Source organism: Mucilaginibacter sp. A5337 (assembly GCF_059690695.1).
The window spans coordinates 1,161,409-1,183,008 of sequence record NZ_JCAWEC010000002.1; the positions used below are offsets into that span (position 1 = coordinate 1,161,409).

General features: G+C 43.2%; 14 protein-coding genes. 3 read left to right on the forward strand and 11 right to left on the reverse strand.

From position 1 onward, the window contains the following. Nucleotides 1-5: 5 nt before the first annotated feature. Nucleotides 6-530: a hypothetical protein gene (locus tag AC59JO_RS09590; RefSeq protein WP_497304953.1), complete on the reverse strand. Its 525-nt coding sequence runs from the start codon at nt 528-530 to the stop codon at nt 6-8. A 74-nt stretch (nt 531-604) separates the two neighbouring features. Here AC59JO_RS09590 and AC59JO_RS09595 point away from each other — a divergent pair, with 74 nt between their 5' ends. After that, complete coding sequence (locus AC59JO_RS09595; protein WP_497304955.1) at nt 605-1,099, forward strand: hypothetical protein; 495 nt, start codon at nt 605-607, stop codon at nt 1,097-1,099. A gap of 188 nt (nt 1,100-1,287) precedes the next feature. Here the strand turns inward: AC59JO_RS09595 and AC59JO_RS09600 are convergent, their stop codons facing one another. Together AC59JO_RS09600 and AC59JO_RS09605 are read right to left on the reverse strand one after the other, a co-directional pair. Beyond that, nucleotides 1,288-3,027, reverse strand: a complete 1,740-nt coding sequence (locus tag AC59JO_RS09600; RefSeq protein WP_497304957.1) for a thiamine pyrophosphate-dependent enzyme — start codon at nt 3,025-3,027, stop codon at nt 1,288-1,290. 192 nt (nt 3,028-3,219) lie between these two features. After that, nucleotides 3,220-3,954 (reverse strand): helix-turn-helix domain-containing protein, encoded by a 735-nt coding sequence (locus AC59JO_RS09605; RefSeq protein ID WP_497304959.1) that lies wholly within the window; start codon nt 3,952-3,954, stop codon nt 3,220-3,222. A 279-nt stretch (nt 3,955-4,233) separates the two neighbouring features. On the opposite strand from AC59JO_RS09605, the gene AC59JO_RS09610 reads away from it, so the two are divergent. Further along, a complete protein-coding gene (locus tag AC59JO_RS09610) occupies nt 4,234-5,661 on the forward strand; it encodes a DUF3500 domain-containing protein (RefSeq protein ID WP_497304961.1) in 1,428 nt (475 codons plus the stop codon). 16 nt (nt 5,662-5,677) lie between these two features. Next, entirely contained in the window at nt 5,678-7,027 is a 1,350-nt protein-coding gene (locus AC59JO_RS09615) for a HupE/UreJ family protein (RefSeq protein WP_497304963.1), read from the forward strand. A 107-nt stretch (nt 7,028-7,134) separates the two neighbouring features. Here the strand turns inward: AC59JO_RS09615 and AC59JO_RS09620 are convergent, their stop codons facing one another. From AC59JO_RS09620 to AC59JO_RS09655, 8 genes are all read right to left on the reverse strand, one after another. After that, nucleotides 7,135-8,688 (reverse strand): FAD-dependent monooxygenase, encoded by a 1,554-nt coding sequence (locus AC59JO_RS09620; protein ID WP_497304965.1) that lies wholly within the window; start codon nt 8,686-8,688, stop codon nt 7,135-7,137. 41 nt (nt 8,689-8,729) lie between these two features. Continuing rightward, on the reverse strand, nt 8,730-9,548 hold the full coding sequence (locus AC59JO_RS09625; protein ID WP_497304967.1) for an AraC family transcriptional regulator: 819 nt from the start codon (nt 9,546-9,548) through the stop codon (nt 8,730-8,732). A 73-nt stretch (nt 9,549-9,621) separates the two neighbouring features. Next, nucleotides 9,622-13,698, reverse strand: a complete 4,077-nt coding sequence (locus AC59JO_RS09630; protein ID WP_497304969.1) for a hybrid sensor histidine kinase/response regulator transcription factor — start codon at nt 13,696-13,698, stop codon at nt 9,622-9,624. Nucleotides 13,699-13,760: 62 nt separating this feature from the next. Next, nucleotides 13,761-15,239 carry a right-handed parallel beta-helix repeat-containing protein gene (locus AC59JO_RS09635; protein WP_497304971.1) on the reverse strand — a complete coding sequence of 493 codons (1,479 nt, stop codon included), beginning with the start codon at nt 15,237-15,239 and terminating at the stop codon, nt 13,761-13,763. 21 nt (nt 15,240-15,260) lie between these two features. Continuing rightward, nucleotides 15,261-17,315, reverse strand: coding sequence for a glycoside hydrolase family 2 protein (locus AC59JO_RS09640; protein WP_497304973.1), 2,055 nt, complete (start codon nt 17,313-17,315; stop codon nt 15,261-15,263). A gap of 82 nt (nt 17,316-17,397) precedes the next feature. Next, nucleotides 17,398-18,219, reverse strand: coding sequence for a glycoside hydrolase family 16 protein (locus tag AC59JO_RS09645; RefSeq protein WP_497304975.1), 822 nt, complete (start codon nt 18,217-18,219; stop codon nt 17,398-17,400). 23 nt (nt 18,220-18,242) lie between these two features. Continuing rightward, entirely contained in the window at nt 18,243-19,754 is a 1,512-nt protein-coding gene (locus AC59JO_RS09650) for an alpha-L-fucosidase (RefSeq protein WP_497304977.1), read from the reverse strand. 75 nt (nt 19,755-19,829) lie between these two features. Further along, nucleotides 19,830-21,596: a RagB/SusD family nutrient uptake outer membrane protein gene (locus tag AC59JO_RS09655; protein WP_497304979.1), complete on the reverse strand. Its 1,767-nt coding sequence runs from the start codon at nt 21,594-21,596 to the stop codon at nt 19,830-19,832. Nucleotides 21,597-21,600 lie beyond the last annotated feature (4 nt).

Consider the following 21,600-nt stretch of genomic DNA (forward strand, 5'->3'; position numbering starts at 1 on the left):
TATTATCAACGACTGTAATTTATTTTAGGATGTTCCATATCATATTTTAGCCTATAATAAATTATAATATAAGTCACTATCAGCGTGACAATTAAAATGAAAACACTCTTATTAAACTGCTTTTCTTTTTCAGGTGTATCTACAGAAATCTTGTATTCCCAATCAATCCCGTATTTAACATTTAGCCGGTTTGCTATATATTCTGCCAGTTTATAGCATTCCAATTTGCGCAGATCGTTTACTTCTTCAAACGCGCTAAAACTGCAAAGCAAACAGATTTTTTCTCCATTTTTGATATAAACTTCGGAGCGCGTGTTTGTGCCACGAGGGCTTCCCTGATCGATGGTAATTAGCACCTTACTATTCTCATCAATAGTAATAGTTCTATGAATTTTCTTATCGGTGTACGAGACATCACAGAGATTAAATTGTATTTTTTTTTCAAAATCAAGCAACGAATAATAAGAAGTGATAAACAAAATATCTGGCACTTCTTCTCTTAAATACAATCCGGCAAACCTTGTGATCATGTAGCTAAAATAAAAACATAGTTTAGCTTTATTTTGATTTATTGTAGTTTTATTGATCCGTTAACTGATTCTCCATGTTCACCTACCTCCATTTTACAACTCAATTCGGCTCATATCTCTATAATGATAATTTCCAGGCATTTTTAGCAGATACTTTTACTGACCTCAGTCCTTACAATATTTTAAAAAGCGATTACATGCGATCTGAAATGCTGGATATCGATTTAGGATTCAGCAACGAGGACGCTGTTATTGACGAAGATGAACTGATCGTTTTAGAGCCAGGTCAGCCGATATTCTCCCATTTGAATATTTACCCTAAACCGGACCTGCAATACGTGCTGCCATTTGAGATTTCATTTCACGACGCCCGCGAAGCAGTTTTCAAAAAAGCAGGCGAGCCAACGCAAACCAAACATGGGGATTCGCCAATACTGGATCTGCCTTTTCTGATAGATCATTATAAAATAGACAACCTTGTACTAAGTATCGATTACGATCCACAGGATGAACGTATCAACTTTATACAGATCCGGGAAAATAATATTATCACACACTTGAAATTATAAAGGCCCGCCATCTATAAGTGCATAACCGCAATATAACTTTCTAACTATTGCGTTAATCGGGAAAGTCACGGCAAAATAATTCCCACACTAATTTTTCTAATTAAAACGAATTACACAAATTAATTTCCAACCAAATTCGTGTAATTCGTTTTAATTGTGTTGAATTTGCAAGGTATTCGTGCAATAATTTAATCAAAAATCTCCGGCAGATGTTTATAGTTCCCTTTCACTGTAGCCAAAACTTCATCAAACTTACCGCCAAGCATCATTTTTGTCATGGATACAGCCATGCCTTTTACCATTTTAAGTTCGATATGCGGCGGCATGGCAAGGGCCGTTCCATCGGTATAAACGTTAACCAAAACCGGCCCTGTATGCGCAAAAGCTTCGGCTATACCCTGCTCAAGGTCCTGCGGATCGTTTATGGTGATGCCTTTGATCCCCATCGACTCGGCCACCATGGTAAAATCAGGATTATGCATGTCAACTTCAAAATCGGGCAGGCCCATTACCTCCATTTCAAGCTTTACCATACCCAATGCCCTGTTGTTAAATACAATGATCTTGATAGGCAGATCATATTGTTTGATGGTGGCTAAATCACCTAACAACATGGAGATTCCTCCATCGCCGCACATGGCTACCACCTGCCTATCGGGGCAAGCCAAAGCAGCACCGATTGCATGAGGCATAGCATTGGCCATAGAACCATGAACAAATGACCCGATCATCGACCGCCTCCCATTAGCGCTGATGTGCCGGGCACTCCATACGTTGCACATCCCGGTATCGCAGGTAAAAATGGCATCGGCAGATGCATGTTCATTTACAATAGCAGCCAAAGCTTCGGGGTGGATGGCGTCATGTTTACCGTAATCCTGAATGTAGGCTTGCTGCTGCTCCTTCACTTTGGCATGTACATGAAGTTGCGCATCCAAAAAACTCCGGTCTGTTTTTTCTTTAATCAATGGGATCAATGCTTTAAGTGTAGATTTAATATCGCCATAAAGCCCCATCGTTAACTTAGCCCGGCGACCAAGATTTTCAGGCTTGATATCAATCTGTACTATTTTTTTATCCTGCGGATAAAAAGGTGTGTAAGGAAAATCGGTACCGAGAAGGATAACAAGATCACTTTCGTGCATGCTATGATAAGCAGCTGGTAAACCAAGCAAGCCCGTCATGCCAACCTCATACGGGTTATCATGCTCCAAAAACATTTTACCCCGAAACGAATAGCCGACCGGAGCTTTGATCAATGCGGCCAACTCAACCACCTCGTCGTGGGCATCGGCACAACCGATGCCGCCAAAAATGCAAACCTTGGGGTGACGATTGATCAGATCGGCCAGTTTCACCAATTCTTCCCACACCGGGGTGATATTAGCTTTGCAAAAAAAGTTATTTACCGATGAGTCGATTTCAACAGCATCCTCCCCTGCCACATCCCCCGGAAACCCCAACACACCAACTCCCTTGCGCTGAATGGCGGTTTGGATAGCAGCCTGCGTCATGCGGGGCACCTGTTTGCTATTGGCCGCGACCTGGTTGTAATAACTGCAGTCATCAAAAAGCTTGATAACATTGGTTTCCTGGAAATAATTGCTGCCGAACTCTTTTGTAGCACAGGTGGATGCTATAGCCAAAACCGGCGCTCCCGAACGGTGGGCATCATAAAGCCCGTTTACCAGGTGCACATGCCCCGGGCCGCTGCTGCCCGCACAACAGGCAAGCCCGCTTAATTGAGCATCTGCCGAAGCAGCAAAGGCGCCCGCTTCTTCGTTACGTACATGGATCCATTTTAATTCGGGCGTCTTACGTACCGCATCATTAAGTTCGTTTAAGCTATCGCCGGTAATAGCATAAATACGTTTGATACCGGCCTGTACCAGCATTTCTACAAGCTGTTCGGCTACTTTTTTTGACATATTATGGTTGTTTAGCGTTTAGTGATGTTGTAATTTCTTATCCATAACACCAAACGCGTGCCATTTGTTAAGGAATTAACAGTCAAATATTTGCAATAACAAGATTATTTCAAGCTTTTGATATGCCGTGATTTTACGATAATTGATGATATATCGAAAGCTCATTCTAAGCCCATCGTAATCCATCTGCCTTTATTTCACCCTTTTCCAAACCTCGTCATAGCCATTTCCTTTCAGGTACAATAACGAATCTTTAAGCCGGTAATTAAATGTTCCAATTTTTCCGTCCATGTATTGGGCATATCCTGGCCCGCCAATGGCTTCAATCAATACGGAGTAGGTTTTATTTTGAGTATCTAAAGTATATGACCCGGAGAATGCAGCGTAAATCTGTTTTTTTGAATATTGTATATCAGTAACCATAAATCTGTCACTGGTGATTGTCTGATACCTGATCTGGCCTGGCTTACCAGCGTAAGTGGTATCAGGCACGCCATTACTCATTATTTGCCAGGTACCAAGCAAGGCTTTTTGGTCATTAATTACTTTCCTGGAGCTTAGGCATGCTGAAAAGATCAGTGAACAAAAGGTTAAAAAGAAGATGGATAAAATTGTTAATTTTTTCATTGCGTTTGTTTTTAGGTTAAATAGATCGAGTATGTAACTATAAAGTTTACGGATAATATCGCGAATCATATCCGTTGAATCACTTAACCAATCGGCCATACCGGAGGGTGAATTGTAAACCTGGTGATCAAGGGCGGAGAAGATTAGTTTTATAGTATAACTTCTTGGCGTTACTTCTCCTGCTTCTATTCTTTGAAGCGTACGCACGTTTAGGTTACACTTTTCTACAAGTTCTTCCTGTGTTAATCCCCTGGCCTTTCTAAGTTTCGCAATTTTTTTGCCTAAGTCTGGTTGTTGCATGGTTATGTAAAATTCTGACGCAATGTTATAATTAGCACTTCCAATATACAATAATTACAGGCGGATTTATTACCGACATTAACCCGGCATTGCGGTTGTTTACCTAATAAAAAGCCTGTACATGAGAAAAAAGTAATCCTATATTCATATCGCACACCATCTATCGATGCCCGTTCACCACTATATAAGCCCTGTTTATCGATAATATTTACCGGCCGGAAAAATTGAGGATACTTTCGATCAAAGGAAAAAAAACGAAACATTAAACACCCTTAGATCATGAAAAAGTTAATACTCTTATCCGGAGCAGGCTTGCTGATAACGGCTTGCATCCTGGTTGCCTGTAAAAAGAGCAGCGAAAAAACAACTACTACCACAACTACAACTACTACCACCACGGCTTCAGTTTCGGCTTTAACCTGCGGCTCGGCAGTGGTGTCATCAACAGCAACCGTTAATACAGTATTTAGCGGCAGCGCCACAGTACCGTATACAGGTGGCAATGGCGCAACTTACACTGCAGGTACTGCTATTTCTTCAACAGGGGTTACCGGATTAACGGCAACTTTAGCGGCAGGTACCTTAGCAAGCGGGGCCGGTAATATCACGTATGCTATTGCCGGCACACCAACATCAACAGGTACCGCATCATTTTCCATTACGTTTGGTGGCCAAACGTGCAGCTTTACCGTTACTGTAGATGCTGCAAGCACAGCAACCGGCTGTTCAACCTCAACAACCATTGCTTCAAAAGTAGTTTGCTTAGCCAACGCGTTTTTAGCAACACTCAGTACCAGCCAGCAAGCCTCAGTAGTTTTAACCTTAAATAAAACCAACGCTTTAAGATGGTCAAACCTACCCTGCGGGCTTTCGTGCAGAAACGGATTGGCTTTCAGCAGCTTAACCAGCACACAATTAGCAGCTGCAAAAGCCGTGGCAGCGGCAGCCATGGGTACAACCACAGGAGAGGGCTATGACGAATTTACCCAGATCATGGCGGCCGACGATTACCTGGGAACAATGGCTTCAGGATATTCTTCAGGCAACTATATCATTGCATTTTTAGGGACACCTACTACTACCGGTAAATGGATGTTGCAATTTGGCGGTCACCACTATGCCCAAAATATCACTTATGATGCAGGAGTTGTTACCAGTATAACACCGTTACACCAGGGCGTTGAGCCAAAAGGGTCATTTACCACAGGAGGAGTAACCTATACCGGGGCGATAGAATCTGAGCATACTGCTATGCAAAATATGCTGGGGTCTTTCACAAGTACAGAATTAGCTTCGGCAAAAATATCAGGTACTTTTTCAGACTGCCTGATGGTTCCGGGATCAACAACCAATACAATGCCAACTACAAAACAGGGCATTCAGGTAAGTACATTAAGTACAGCAGCCCAGGCCAAAGTGTTAGCGGCAATGATGCCATGGATCAATGATCTTGACGCTACTTCGGCAGCAGCATTTACTACTATTTATCAAAATGAATTGGCCAATACTTACGTGTGTTATGCAAGCAATACCTCAGGTGTTGCGGGTTCTGCAACTTCATTTTTAACAACTAATACAGACTATGTAAGGATTGACGGGCCAAGTGTTTGGATAGAGTTTATATGCCAAACTGGTGTGGTTATCAGCAATCAAATACATTACCACACTGTAATGAGAGATCATACCCGCGATTATATAGGTTTATAAAAAATCAACAGAAATTATGTATAACATCGTTTCAATAAACAGTCGCCGGAAAAACAGCTGGCGACTGTTTATCATTGCCGCCATTTTTGCAGTTACAATGCTGAGGCCAACCATCTCCAGTGCACATCAAACGCCAAATACGCTTGTTTTTTTAGATGCAAGCCCAAACAGGATTGCGCTGGAGCTTCAAATGCCGCTGTCAGAACTTGAACTCTCCTTTGGTAACGATATATCGAAAAACCCGGAAACGCTAATTGAAAGGTTAGGGCCACAATTAAAAGAATACCTCAGAGCACACATACATGCTTATTTGAAGAAAACCGCCCCATGGGAAGTTGAAATAGAGGGGTTGAGGATGGATAAAGGAAAATACATTGAAAATGGTATGGATTATTGGGAAGTGATCGCTAATGTGGTTATTATACCGCAACCGGGCGAAAGTACCCGGAAGTTTATGCTTGATTATGATGTGATCATGCACCAGGTGATTAATCATGCCGCCCTCGTTTCCGTTCGCAGTGATTGGGAAACAGGAAATTTAAGCCCAACTACTGACGCTATGGTAATCAGCCGGAGTACCAAAGATAACGTGATCTATCCTCTTGAAATAAATCTACAACCCGGAAGCTGGTTTAAAGGTTTTAAAAGTATGCTTATGTTAGGTATACGGCATATTAAAGAAGGTACCGATCACTTACTGTTTTTAATTGTACTGTTATTACCGGCTACACTTTTAATAAATGGCAAACGATGGGGAAAATTTGGAGGTACCAAATATAGTATCCTGAGATTGTTAAAAATTGTTACTTCGTTTACCATCGGCCACTCTGTTACCCTACTGATAGGTGCCTTAGGCTGGCTACGGTTACCGGCACAACCGGTGGAAATATTGATCGCATTTTCTATCCTTGTTTCGGCAGTTCACGCTATAAGGCCAATTTTTCAGGGGAAGGAAATGTATGTGGCGGCGAGCTTTGGCTTGATCCATGGTTTAGCATTCGCATCAATATTAGCTAACCTTAAATTAGGGGCAGATACTATGGCCTTGAGTATTTTAGGTTTTAACCTGGGCACTGAGATCATGCAGCTTTTTGTAGTATTGATTACAATTCCGTGGTTAATTTTATTGAGCCAAACGCCGGTTTACAAATATGTGAGGGTTGGAGGCGCGGTCATGTCAGGCATAGTTGCTATTGCATGGATAGCAGAACGTGCAACTGAAACGCCCAATCTTGTTTCGGCATTTGTAAATAAGGTAGCCGAACAGGCTCACTGGGCAATTGTGATCCTGGCAATATTATCACTGGCAAGTATTCTGTTAAAAGGACATATTTCCTCCTCACCGCGGTTAAACCCTGAAAGCTAATATGAGCATCATTCATTTTCAATCACCGACTGGACAAAGTTGCATCTACAAAAAAGCCTTTCTCCTTGTAAAGAAACGGCTTTTTTGTAGTGAAGAAATCTAGTCCGTTATGCTTTATTGCCTACAAACCAGAGATTAGCAGCCTTCCGAAGTTCAGCATAATCCGGCTCGTTGTCAGAAGCCCAGGCAATGATCCCATCCGGACGTATCAATACGGCGCTTAAGCCAAATTGCTCCTTTGCCCTGCCTGAAACACATGTCAGTCGGTTGCCGTATTCTTCGGCCACGGTTTTTAGCGGGGTATTCCCGTCAAAGTCGAGCAATAAGCCGCGGCCATCATGCATCAAGCCGCCAATCCTATTGCCATCTTCAAATTCAAAGTCGGGAACGCTGCGGCCTGTTAAAGGGTGGCTGCCTGCAATATTGTAATGCGTATTAATGCCCCAAACCCTTCCTGCAATATAAGTGGCACCATCTCGCGTATTGATGAGATCGCCCATGATAGCATACAGCGCCTGGGCATCGGGGTCTGGCTTCATGATTGCCACCTGCGCGCGCGACCAATTTAAAACCTGTACGCCAACAGGGTGCCGTTCGGTATAATAAGTATCCAGTAAACCATCAGGCGCTTTATTTTGAACGGTTGCGGCAAGCTTCCAGCCCAGGTTCATGGCATCGCCCAATCCAAGGTTAAGCCCCTGCCCTCCCAATGGTGCGTGAATGTGTGCCGCGTCGCCGGCTAAAAGTACCCGTCCGTTGTGGTAAGCCGTGGCCTGCCGCGCCCTGTCTGTCCAGGTGGTCGCGATATGCAGGGTGCTAAATGTAACGTCGGTATCGGAAATCCGGCGCAACACCTCCTGTAAGTGTTCAAGCGTAACCGGTTTTCCTGAACCGTGAAATACCCCGCAATCAAAATCCTGAATGGCCATGTAACCTGGCTGCGATTGCATGTACATGCCTCGTGGTGTCACATTTCGTCCTGGTTTAAGCTTTTCCGGATCTGCTATCTCAACCAGCGCGGTGTAGCCGGTAAACTCCGGCTCGGTACCGGCAAACTCAAAACCACCGGCCTTACGCACCGCGCTGCGACTCCCATCGCAACCAACAAGCCATTTACTTTGAAATGATTGCCCATCTGACTCAACAGTTACCCCATCCGCGGTTTGGTGAAAACCGGTAACAGCGAACCCGCGTTTGATTTCTACGCCCAGTAACTGGGCACGACGGATTAGCACGGTTTCAAGCTCCGCCATTTCGGAAATTAAGCTGGTTTCAGCTGAGCCGGGCAAACGGTATTGCCATTGCGAAGTATCGACATTGCCTTCAATAAAAGGTATTCCGGCAAAATGCCCTACCTGTCGCTGGGCTCCTTGTTTGGCATTTTGATGCGGATTTTTTATCCGTTTATGAATCTCCAATTCATTTAGCAGGCCGCGGCGATAAAGCGCCTCAATAGTTAGAGCGGAGAGCCCGCGGATGCCGAATGGCATCTGTTTCAATGGCGAATGCGGGTCCTCTGCTTTTTCAAGTATCAGGACAGAGCAGTTGGCCAGGGCCAGTTCGCAGGCAAGAAATAAACCCACAGGCCCCGCTCCGGAAATGATGACATCATAAATAGTGTAATTTTGTACAGATTTATTGTTTTCAGATATTGGTTTCATATATATTATATTGAAACACAAAATTCCGCAATGCCTACAGCTTAGGCTTGTACAAACGCGACAAAATCATTACTTACGGCTTGTTTCCCTTTCTTCGTTTTTCGTGCAAAGGCAGCCGGCGTGGTGCCGCTATATCGTTTAAATTCCCTGCTCAGATGGGATTGATCTGTATAACCCAACTCATGAGCTAAGCCTGCAAGACTTGTATCCGGGTAATGCCATAACCGGTTTCGTATTTGCTCAAAACGCATTAAACCCGACACGTCTTTAACGCTATAGCCGGAAGATTGCTTGAATTTTCTTTCAAGCGTACGAACAGTGGCATGAGCGGCAGCAGCTACCTGGCTTACGGGTATGGTTCCGTTTGCTTTTCTCATAGCAGCTCCTGCTTTGAATAGCATACTGTTAATCGCAATACCCGAATGCATATTAAGGAAATACTTCCCTACTTCTGCCAGCGCTTTATCTGCTCTGTCAATAGTTATCCACTCATTCAATACAGTCTGCAGGCGGGCAACAGGGTGCTCAAAAGTGTGCACTCCAACTTTGCCGGATGGTAGTCCGAGCAAATCAAATACAGTCCACGGAAAACATCTGACACCAATGATCTCCAAACGCCCATTTGAATGGAAAACAACCGGCTGGTTGAGCAGCCCCATCATAAAGGGTGATGGTAATGGCTTTAAACTACCATCCTGTAAAATGCTGATAGCACTTCCGAAATGGAAAATAATCTCAGCGAAACCGTCAGGCTGTACCTCAAAACTTGATTGCGGTTCTTCCGCTTCCCTGATATTGTACCAAAAGCATTTGATAGTGTCCCGCAGTTCTTCAGGAGGTTCAAATTCTTGGTGCTTCATTTTGAAAGATAGCCATATTTATGGGGATTGAGAACAAAAAATCTGTTGTGTATATCAGTTTTACACACCCATCTCATTCCATAAATTCCGTTGGTGTTTTTCCATACCTTTTTTTGAACTCTTTACTAAAATATTTTCTGTCGCTAAACCCAACCATATAAGCCACCTCATTAATGGTATACCGTTTGGTTTTGAGCAGTATCCCGGCGTTGTTCATTTTTACAGACTTGATAAAGTCATTCACCGACATGCCGGTAACAGCATCTAACTTTTTATACAACACAGGCTGGCTCATCCCAATTTCACGGGCCAGCTCAGGAACCCCGAATTCTAAATTATCAATGTCTTTTTCAATGATTCTTACCAGTTTATTTATAAACTCATTGTCAATTGTATTAACCAGTTCCTGGGTGGCCTGAGCATTCTTTTCTGAACCGACATTTAAAGCATGATTATCAGTAGCTGTAATTTGCTCTTTAAGCGATTTCCTGATCCTTTCGCTTGCGTTTAACAGGTTGGTAACCTGCAGCAGCAATACCTCAATGCTGAAGGGTTTGGTTAAATAAACATCGGCGCCCATTTTAAGGCCTTCTATGTGGCTTGCGCCGGATGCTTTGGCTGTTAAAAGAATAACAGGAATGTGGTTAGTGCGCTCGTCTGTCTTCACATTGTTACATAATGTAAAGCCATCCATTTCGGGCATCATTACATCGCTTATAATAACATTCGGGATATATTCCTTCGCGGCTTCCAATCCTCTTACCCCATTTTCGCATGCAATAACTTCGTAATGGCTTTGCAAAAAACCGGCAATGAATGAACGAACTTCCGGGTTATCCTCAACAAGTAAAACAGTATGCTTTTTCTCTTTTAACAGAGGGGCTGATGAACCAACTGGTTCAGTAGCGGGCATGATTAAGTTATCGATCAATACCGGCCTTTGTACATTCAGAAAATCATTTACCGGGCTTTGCACCAGATCAGTATTCTTAAAGTGAGCCGCACCTTTTCGCAGCTTAACAACAAAGGATGTTTTGTTGCCAGAATGGGCTATTTTACTATCTGCAGCGATAGAGCCTTTGTGCAGCTCAATAATACTTTTTGATAAAGCAAGCCCAATGCCATAACCTGTATTTTGTTTACCAAGATCATTTTCCTGGAAATAATTTTCAAACAAATTCTTCAAATTTTCGGGAGCAATGCCTTTACCGTTATCTGCCACGGTAATGGTTACATGATCTTTTCCATCCACAACCAGAACATTGATATAACCGCCGCTATTGGTAAACTTGAATGCATTGTGCAACAGATTAAAAAACACTTTTTCCAATTGTATTTTATCAAAATACAGCGGAATATAATCCGCAGAGGTAACCAGGTCAATAGTAATATTAGCGGATACCGCATGATCATAGAACGAACTGTAAATTTCAGAGATAGTGGTTACCACGTTATGCTCCGCAATATGCAGTTTCAGATTCCCGGTTTCGGCCTTTCTGAAATCCATGAGCTCATTTACCAGTTGCAGCAAGCTATCGGAGTTTTTTTTGATGACCTGCAATTGCCGGGTTTGCGTGCCGTCCTTTTCTTCGAGGATCAATTTCTCTACCGGGCCAAATATCAGGGAAAGGTGGGTGCGGATCTCGTGCGAGATATTGGTAAAAAAGTTGAGTTTTAAATGCGTGAGCTCTTTATCTCGCCGCAGTAAAGATCTCAAAATAAAAAAGCGTGCCAGCAGGAATACTATGCTTCCGATAAAGAGCACATACAAACAATAAGCCCAGGTAGTTTCCCAAAAAGGAGGCAGCACTTTAATATGCAGGGTAACAGCCTTTCCCCAAATTCCATCATTGTTTGAGCCTTTCGCAAAAAATGTGTAACTCCCCGGCGACAGGTTGGTGTACGGCGCGGATGGGATATCGGTATGGACCCAGTCTTTATCAAAGGGCTCCAGTTTATACGCGTACCTATTTTTATCAGATTTGATATAATTTAGCGCTGCAAAATCAATGGTGAATACATTTTGAGCATGCGAAAAAACCACATTTTGCGTAAGGCTGATATCCTTTGAAAGCAGCTTATCCGGCTGGTTAATCCCTACAGCCTGGTTAAAAAGCTTCAATGCTGTGATGATTACCGGTGGAGGTATCACGTTATCCTCAATTTTTGAGGGGAAGAAACTACTCAAGCCGTTAAGCCCGCCAAACAGCATTTCGCCATCACTTGTTTTATAGCAGGAATTGATGTTAAACGTATTGCCTCCTAAGCCATCGTTTTTACTGTAATTTTTAAAGGTTTGTGTAGCGATAGAAAACCTGGATAAACCATTACCTGTCCCCATCCACAGGTTATTTTTTTCATCCTCTAAAATACTAAGTACATTGTTGTTGGTTAAGCCCTCCCTTTCGGTATAAGTTATAAATTTTTCATGAGCCTCGTCATATTTTGCAAGCCCGCCATAATACGAGCCAGCCCAAATCCGCTTCTTTGTATCCTGGTAAATACAATTAATATCATTTGACTTAAGGCCATCTTCAGTTTTGTAAACCTTGATATGGGTATGGTTGCGATCTGTTTTATATAAACCGTTGGCAGTAGCTATCCAGATATTCTTCCCGTTATCTTCCATCAAAGCCATGACAGATTTTTTGCCGATTTTACCGATAACAGACTGATCTACATGCTCCAATAAAGAACCTTTTTTGTAAAAAATGAGCAACCCGCTTTGTGTGCCCACCCAAAGACTGCCGTCGGAATCATGCAAGATGCTCAACACTTCCGAGCCTAAGGTTACCGGGTCATTTTCCTTATACAGGAAACGCTTAAAGTTATGGTTTGCCGGGTTAAACATATTTAAACCGCCGCCGTGGGTACCTATCCATACGTTCCGGTCTTTATCAATGTAAACCACTTTCACCAGGTCGGACCCGAGCGACGAAGGGTCATTTATTTTATTTTGATAAGTAGTAACAACGTCTGCTTTACGATCGAAGTAGTTGAGGCCGCCGCCTTCGGTGCCAATCCACAGGTTATGTCTTTCATCCTCGGCAACGGCGCTTACCACGTTGTTATTAATGGCCGAGTGATAGCGGGCTGTTTGATAGGTCAAAAACGTGGTATTGGGATTGGATACTATGTTAATGCCTCCCCAGTAAGTACCTATCCAAACCGTATTTGAATTATCGATAAAAACACTGTAAATAGAGTTTTGACTTAAACTGTTCTTATCCTCGGGATCGTGCCTGTAGGTTACAAATTGTTTTGTAACGGGATTTAAAATATTCAGGCCGCTTTGTGTACCTATCCAGATTTTCCCAGATTTTTCGGGCTGAAGGACCCTGATATTATTGTTGGCAGGCCCATTAGCACCGTTATTGGCCAAAAAATGGGTAAAGGCTCCTGAGCTTTTATTGTAGAGGTTTACACCGCCATGTAATGTACCTATCCATAAGTTATTTGCGGCGTCTTCGGTAATGGTGGTTACATAATTATCACTCAGGCTATTGGTTACTTTATCATTGTGCTTATACATTTGATAAGTATACCTGCCATTTGTCTCCTGCATTTTGCTTAACCCTGCTGATGAGCCAATCCAATAATTACCGCCGCGATCCTGGTACAAGGTATGCACATTGGTGCCATATAAACCGGCAACAGAGTCAGGAACAGCAATTGAGTTAAAACTGCCGGTTGCGTTTGAAAAGCGGTAAAGCCCATCCGACGACCAAACCCACATGTTGCTGCGTTTATCCTCGTAAACTGCGCTTATGATTTCGGCTCCTGTAACATGCAGGCTTAGTTTAACTCGTTCAAAGCTATCAGTTTCGGGATTATATTTATTCAGGCCGTTACGAGTGCCCACCCAAAGCACTTTACGCGAATCGACAACGAGCGAGGTGATATAATCAGATGAAATGCTCGACTGATCTGTCGGATTGTTTTTATAGATCTTAAAACTGCGGGTATTGTATTTGTTAAGCCCATGCTGGGTACCATACCACATAAAACCGCGGCTATCCTGAACAATTGCCAATACAGAATTTTGAGACAGGCCATTATCCACCGTGAGGTTTTCAAATGCTATCCGCTGACCATAAGCGGATAACGAAATAAATATGCAAAACAGGAATGTGGTTATAATTAGTTTCATCTCGCCCCTCGGAAAATAAAACTAATTAAATTTATTTTACTTATCCAACACCTATGCATTTATCATCGCAATCCGTTTGAAATATATGACTGGTATAAACTTTCAGGAAAATCAGGAACAAGCACTCTGAGTTTTGCAGGCAGGTACATCCACGGAAAGAATTTGCTCTTATGCAATACTTTAGAGCCGTTAGATTTTACTTTGGATAAGCCTTTTACGTTAACCAAATTATCCATGCCGATGATATTGCCCTTAAATACATTATTGCTGAATACAACCTTGCTGTACTGTTTTGGTGATTTGGAAAAAACAGCTGCATTCTTACCGGCAAATAAAAAATAATTATCATCAAAGCTTACATGATCAGGGATGCCGTTTTCAATATCTGCTACCTCAGTAGTGTATGATTTTGAGCCTTCATTATAAAAGATGTTCCCTTTTACTACCGTGCTATCCGTTACGCCGGCAAAATTGAATAGCCTTTTACGGTTCAGGCCGTCATTTACACTTAAATTATAACGGATGATATTTCCGGTGGTCATTACGTTGTCTTTGTTAATCAGATCAGATATCACCAGCATAAAACCGCCCTCATTATCGTGACTATAATTGTACTGGATAATGGTATTCCTGCTATTGCCGTCGATGTCAAAAGATTGCCCGTCGTTAGCCCAGTTATCATTTTGGGTGTACGCCACTTCGTTATATTGGATAACTGTATTATCGCTGCTGTGTGGCCAAATGGCCACGGCATTATCCTTTGCCCTGGTGCGGATATGAAACAGTTTATTATGCTCAACCATGGCGGTATCAAAAGCTTTAACCACAATACCATCGCCGCCGATATCATCAAGCAGGCAATTACGGATCACTAAATACTTATTGGGAAACCATTTAGTCCTGAAAGAAAACGTACCATTACCGCGGATCCCGTTACGGTCAACCCGCTCCACTTTACAGTTTTCGATCACCAGATGTTCAATATTGCTTGGCTTCGGCCCCTGGCAATCCCAAAAGATGCCATAACCTTCTGCCGATCCTTTTTTGTTATCGCCGTTAATATCATGAATGTACAAGTTAGCCAGCCTGATATTGTGTAATGTACCTATATCTTCAGCCAATACCCGCACTCCGGTCGGCCCTGTTTTTTGGAATGGGATAGTACTGTCAAAGTTTGATAATGCAAGGTATTCGACTACAATATTTTGAAGGTTCTTTAACAAAACGGCGTCCTTAAAATGCCCACTGGCTTTAATTTCGGGCAAAGCACCTGAGCCGAAAGCGCCGAAAACAATAGGCGCTTTTACAGTACCCGATCCCATCGGCACTAATTGGCCTTCCCACACTCCTCCTCTTTTGAACAGGATACTATCACCGGCTTCAAAAACCTGTTTATTTACCCGATTTAATGAGCGCCATGCTTTACCTGCACTGCGACCGTCAAACATATCATCACCTTTTTTATCGTCGATATAATACGTATTACCCAGAGCTTTTAACACAGCGCTGCAACATAAAAGCAGCATCAGTAATTTTTTCATACAATTTATTTATGTCAGTGATTAATTCTCCAGCTTCCATTCACAGGAGTCTTGCAATAGCTTGCCGTCGATAACACTGCTTACTTCAATCTTATTTTTTCCCTTTTGCAGGGTGATATTATCCCATACAGCAGTACGGAAATCATCGGTTTTACCGCCATTTATCACTACACCATTCACCATCAGTTTTACATTCGGAGCGGTGCTGTACACTTTCACAGCAGTTACCTGCTGATGCCGCACAGTATTCCTCCGGTCGACAATATATAACATGGGCTCCTTATTCCAGTTAGCTTTATAAAAGTAAAAGGCATCTTTTTTAACCGCCCTGTTATAGGTAACCAGGCCTTTATCATTGATCCCGTCAGCATCCCCTTCGGTACGGATAGACGAGCCAAAATCGGCCAGCGCCCATACAAACTTGCCCCAAATAAATGGCCGCCTGCTAAGTTCCTGCCAGTTAACCTCGTGGTAGCGCGTTTGCCACTCTTCAGGATGGAACTTTCCATCAGCATCTGGTTTGTCATCATTTTCAGCATGCTTAAACGGGCTGCCGCCGGCCCCGTATTCGCTTACTGCAAATGGCTTTTGCGGATAATCATGATGGGTTTTATCGGCCCATGAACCAATTTGTTTAAACTCGCCATCGTACCATCCGTAATATTTATTCCAGGCAATAACGTCAGATACCCCGTTGAACTGACTGCCATCTAAAAAAGTAGCCGCAGTGGTTAACCTGTTTGGATCTTCTTTTTTGGCCAGCTCATTCAATTGCTTTAAAAATGGCACCGGATCATCATGATCAAGTTTCAGCTCGTTGAACAAACCCCAAAAGCAAATAGCAGGATGGTTATAATTTTGACGGATCATTTCAGTTAATACCTGCCTCACCTGGGATTCCAAAGCCGGGCTTTTCAAATAACCAGCTCCGGTATACCCTCCCGGACCAACAAAAGGGATCTCCGACCACACAACCAGGCCATTCCTATCGCAGAGGTCATAAAAATATTTACCGTGCGGATAGTGGGTTAAGCGGATGGCTGTGGCCCCTATCTCTTTAATCAGCTCCATATCTTTATTCAGATCGGCGCGGTCAACTGCCGATGCCTTACCTTCCACATCTTCATGAAAGCCTACGCCATGCAGATCGAGATATTTGCCATTTAATACAAACCCTTTATCCGCGTCAATGTGGTAAGTCCTGAACCCTAAAGGCTGGGTAACCTTGTCAATTACCTGCCCATTCCTGATCAGGCTTATGTTAACAGTATATAGATAAGGGTTGGCCTTGCCATTCCACAAATGAGGTTGCTTTAAACTTATGGTTTGCTTGCATTGCTTGTTATTGGTGATACTATTTGTTACGGATGACACTATAGTTTTACCGGCATCTAAAATATCAGCCTTAAGTTTTAAACCTGCCGTACCGGTTACTGATAATTTGGTAATAATACCCACCGTGGCAGCTTGATCAGATAAAACCTTCGGCGTTAGATAGACCCCTGATGAGGCGTAATCTAAAGGCGAAATACAATCTTTTGATGTTACCAGCAAGGAAACCGGCCGGTGGATACCGCCATAAATGTTAAAATCGCCGCAGAGGGGCAGCACATCTGTTCTGGAAGCGTTGCTTACCTGTACTTGAATATTGTTTGCCTCACCCAGCTTAACGCGATCTGTTATCTCAATGCAAAAAGCCGTATACCCTCCCTTATGCTCTGTAATAAAATGGCCGTTTATCAAAACCGAGGCCACACTATTAGCCCCTTCAAAATACAGGAACAGCCTTTTATTTTTCCAGCTTGGATTCACAAAAAAGCTCTTTTCGTAAATGCCTGCTTCCCGGGCATAGTTGGCTTTTCCCTTTAACACATCATCGGAATTCCAGGTGTGGGGCAGCGTTACACTGATCTTTTGAGGTTGTTTCCTGATATCATAAGCAAAATGGAATTTCCAGTCGCTGTTAAAATTGACAACCTTACGGCTATCATTAGCACCGACCTGAGCAAATGAATAATTTGCATTGATCAGTAACAGTAAAAAAAAGTATAAATATTTTGATAGTCGTTTATTCATAAAGCACAAGGAAGTAAACCGATCAGCAGAGACCAGTTAATGTTGCGGTTTTAGTTGCGATAATGGTTAACTGATTATTGATTTACTGGTATACACGCACGTAGTCAACGTAGTACTTCAGCGGCAAAAGATTGTCGTTAAACGGGCCTGCCCATGACCCCTCATGGCCTAATGCCAGGTTTAGTAACAGGTAAAAATTCTTCTGAAAAATATTGCCCTCCTTTTGCTGCGCCTTGCTGATATCAAACACAAAGTATTTCAGGTTATCATAATAAAATTCAAACCTGTCGGGGTACCACTCCAGGGCATAAATATGAAAACCATCGGCAGGCGCGCCTACCACTGGGCTTTCGCCCTGATGCTGGTATTTTCCTAACGAATCGGCATAATGTACAGTACCATATACTTTTGAAGGATCGCGGCCCAGGTATTCCATAATATCGATCTCGCCGCAATCGGGCCATTTTACTGCGCCGCGATTTGTTCCCAGCATCCAGATAGCCGGCCATGCGCCTGCACCGGTAGCTACTTTGGCGCGGACTTCTACGCGCCCGTATTTCCAGTCGGCCTTACCTTTGGTGATCAGACTGGCCGAAGTATAATGCGCAAACTGCTCCTTCTCAGCCCAATTAGTCGAGCCGGATTTGTAACGGGCATTTGGAAATTCCTCTTTCCTTACTTCAATAACTAACGTTCCGTTTTCAACACTGCAATTTTCGAGGCGTTTGGTGGTATAATACTGAGGCTCGTTATTGCGTACAAATCCATCCTCATAATCCCACTTCTGAGGATCGGGCTGACCTTTATAATTGAACTCGTCCGACCAAACCAGTTTCCTTTTCTGCTGGGCATATATGGTTGCCCCGCATAAAACGAGGACGATCAATAGAAATATTTTTTTCATTTATTGTTATTTTAACCCTGCTATCAGGGCGTAATATCACTTTTAAATAAGCCCACATCTGTAAGCGTTGGATTAAAGCGCGATGACTCAATTACCAATCTTACTTTACCAGCGGTAACCGGCTTAAAGCTTAGCAGGCGCTTATACCCCACTGTAGTTCCGGATGTAATCTCTACCCATTTACCGTCCTGAAAGTATTGCAGCGAAAATTTCTCTATCCGCTGACCTTTAGTAATATCTTCCTGCAATTGCAATACATTAAAGGATACCGGAGCAGGCGATTCAAACTCAATTACAGCGGTAGAATCCTTGCCTTTGGTTGTCCAAAAGGATCGCCGATCACTCACAAGCATCTGGTTATTGATCCCGTTTGCGCAGCGTACCGTAAACCCTTTCAGCAGGTTATTTTTAAAAAGTGATTCACGTAATTGCGCCCAATCTTTAAGGGCTTTCACATCGCTATCGCTGATGAGGCCCCGGGTATCCGGAGGGATGTTCAACAACAATAAACTGTTACGTCCAACCGAAGTGAAGTAAATATTCAGGAGTTCCTGCCCGCTTTTAACCTTAGCATCTTCTGCCGGATGATAAAACCATCCCGGCCTGATAGATACATCAGTTTCTGCGGGGTACCAAACTAAGCCTTTTGCTCCTTTCAGCCTTTCGCGGCTGCCGAGATCTTCACCTGCTTTATAAACAACCGGTTTTATCATCACATCTTTTTGAGATGCATCGGCTATTTTCTTTTGCTGCTGCTCATCAACAGGTAACACACTCCATTCGGTTAACCTGCCTTTGCCGGTTTCTGTACCAACCCAGCGTACATCGGGTCCTTGTATGGCAATTACGGCCTGCGGCTGCAATTTGCGAATGAGCTTATACCAGCTGTTAAAGTCATAAACCTGCTTTTTACCATTGGGGCCTTCCCCGTTTGCACCGTCAAACCATACTTCGTCAACTTTACCGTAATTACTAAGCAATTCGGTTAACTGGTTTTCAAAATAGGTATTGTACTTAACCGAATCTCCATAATATGCAGAGTTTCTGTCCCATGGCGACAAATAAATGCCGAACCCGACACCGTACTTTTTACAAGCGTTAGCTACTTCCTTAACAATATCCCCCTTACCATTTTTGTATGGCGTGTTTTTAATGCTATGCTCTGTAAACCGGCTTGGCCACAGGCAAAAACCATCATGATGTTTGGCGGTGATGATTACCTGTTTAATTCCGGCACTATTAACCGTTTTAACCCATTGTTCTGCATCAAGCTCAGTAGGGTTAAATTTTGAGATATCTTCCTTTCCATCGCCCCATTCCTTATTGGTAAACGTGTTGACCCCGAAATGAAAAAACGCGGTAAGCTCAAGCTGCTGCCATCTCAATTGCCTTGGAGATGGTGTTACATGAGCAGCTTTATAAATGATATCCGCCTCTGTATCTCCCGGCGAAATACTTGTAAAACTATTGTTTTGCGCCCGTGCGGAACCTGCCAACAGCAGTAAAGGAAAAATCAGTTTATTTAAAAATGGCATATAATAATGATCAAATTACTTTAAAGTTTTACCGTGTGCCTTGCTATTCAACACACGGTAAAAACCCTAATTTATCTAATTAATCCATCCGTCGTTTTGTTTCAGGTTGGGATTCCTTTGTGTTTCAACCAACGGGATAGGCCAATTGTAAATGTAATCACCCTGGAATGAATAGGTGTATACATTGGCTCCCCAAACTTGCTTTACACCGTTGCCCGCATAAAATACTTTATCCTTCCATGATTTCCAGCGCAGTTCGTCAAAATAGTTGATACCCTCGTTCGGGAATTCAACCCTGCGCTCGTTCCTGATTCGCTCACGCAAGTCATCCTGTCCGGCTACTGCTGTTGCGGCACTTGAGTTCAATAAACCCACACCAGCCCTTGCGCGTACTTCATTTACTTTGGCAACCGCATCTGAAGTTAAGCCTTGTTCGTTAAGTGCCTCAGCCCACATTAATAACACATCGGCGTACCTGATGATCGGAAAATCCGTTGGCCCGTAAGCACGATTAATGGTTTCTGAAATTCCTTCATAAACAAATTTCCTGTACAGGTAATAAAAATAGCTCTGTGTATCTGTACGCAGATCACCGCCAATGGCAGCTTCTGAACGGTAAGGCCAGCGTGACGTTACCGTAGCATTCAGTGAATTATAAGCACCATTATAGGTTGAATACGGAGTAATTACGTTAGCGGCCAAACGCGGGTCGCGGTTAGCATAAGCTTTAAGGATCCTTTCTTCATTGCCTGTCGGCAGGTACAAATTCATTGCTGCACCCCTTGTTGTGGCTGCAGTAATTTCGGCAGCGGTAAGATTGTTCCTTAAAAAGAAAACCTCCCTCTGCGCCGGCGTAAGGCTCGAATAGCCCGGTAGCACGGCATCCCAACTAAAAGTTGAGCCGTCAAGGTTTTGATACAGATCGACAAGATTTGGTGATACAAGGTATTGGTTCCAGCATGAGCCGAATGATGAACGGGTACCGCAAAACCATTGCGTAGTTGAACCATAACCTGTTGTTCCGCCACCGGCAACAGCAACGTTCTGGATAGAAAATATCATTTCACTGCATTGCTCATTAGCTGCCTTAAACAGGGTTACATAATTTGAAAAAAGCGCATATCCGGCCGATTTTACCATATTAAAATCCACCGCCGCCAAATCCCATTTTTTCAGATACATGTAGGCTTTGCCGCGTAAGGCGTATGCCGCTCCCTTGGTAACGTGACCGTAGTTAGCGGCTCCGGCTGCATAAATTTGCGGTAAGGCTGGCTCGTTAATGGCGGCAGTTAAATCCGCTACTACCTGGTTCCATACCTCTGTTTCTGTTGAACGTGCTTTTGTTGCTTGTTCTGCAGTAAACGGTTCAAGGTATATCGGCACACCTTTCCATAACTGGTTTAATCTCAGGTAAAAATAGGCCCTTAAAAACTTACATTCGGCAACGTACCTGCTTTTTTTGGCAGCGTCCGACGGTGATTTTAACGGTATATTTTTGATGGCATCATTTGCACGCTGTACTCCTTCATATAGGTTTTGCCAGGTGCTACTGAAAAGCGAATTACCTGTGGTGATAGTTCCCGACAGCATTGATTCCTGGCTTCTGTATTGGCCGGTATATGCAAATCGGTCAAACATATACAATTCCAGTTCGCTGTCGCCACCTGTGTTTTCGCCAAGCCTCAAGGCCTGGTAAACACCGGTAACCCCCAAATCGGTGAAGTTATCAGTCGTCCACATGGTTGACGAGGCAACAGACGAATATGGTGCCGTGTCAAGCAGGTTCTTTTTGCAACCTGTTACAATAATTACGGTAAGTAAAGCTATAAATATCTTTTTCATCATT

Coding starts and splice junctions, on each gene's coding strand:
- AC59JO_RS09615 (WP_497304963.1), top strand. CDS start 5,678: ATGTATAACATCGTTTCAATAAACAGTCGCCGGAAAAACAGCTGGCGA.
- AC59JO_RS09610 (WP_497304961.1), top strand. CDS start 4,234: ATGAAAAAGTTAATACTCTTATCCGGAGCAGGCTTGCTGATAACGGCT.
- AC59JO_RS09620 (WP_497304965.1), bottom strand. CDS start 8,688: ATGAAACCAATATCTGAAAACAATAAATCTGTACAAAATTACACTATT.
- AC59JO_RS09590 (WP_497304953.1), bottom strand. CDS start 530: ATGATCACAAGGTTTGCCGGATTGTATTTAAGAGAAGAAGTGCCAGAT.
- AC59JO_RS09625 (WP_497304967.1), bottom strand. CDS start 9,548: ATGAAGCACCAAGAATTTGAACCTCCTGAAGAACTGCGGGACACTATC.
- AC59JO_RS09605 (WP_497304959.1), bottom strand. CDS start 3,954: ATGCAACAACCAGACTTAGGCAAAAAAATTGCGAAACTTAGAAAGGCC.
- AC59JO_RS09600 (WP_497304957.1), bottom strand. CDS start 3,027: ATGTCAAAAAAAGTAGCCGAACAGCTTGTAGAAATGCTGGTACAGGCC.
- AC59JO_RS09655 (WP_497304979.1), bottom strand. CDS start 21,596: ATGAAAAAGATATTTATAGCTTTACTTACCGTAATTATTGTAACAGGT.
- AC59JO_RS09640 (WP_497304973.1), bottom strand. CDS start 17,315: ATGAATAAACGACTATCAAAATATTTATACTTTTTTTTACTGTTACTG.
- AC59JO_RS09595 (WP_497304955.1), top strand. CDS start 605: ATGTTCACCTACCTCCATTTTACAACTCAATTCGGCTCATATCTCTAT.
- AC59JO_RS09645 (WP_497304975.1), bottom strand. CDS start 18,219: ATGAAAAAAATATTTCTATTGATCGTCCTCGTTTTATGCGGGGCAACC.
- AC59JO_RS09635 (WP_497304971.1), bottom strand. CDS start 15,239: ATGAAAAAATTACTGATGCTGCTTTTATGTTGCAGCGCTGTGTTAAAA.
- AC59JO_RS09650 (WP_497304977.1), bottom strand. CDS start 19,754: ATGCCATTTTTAAATAAACTGATTTTTCCTTTACTGCTGTTGGCAGGT.
- AC59JO_RS09630 (WP_497304969.1), bottom strand. CDS start 13,698: ATGAAACTAATTATAACCACATTCCTGTTTTGCATATTTATTTCGTTA.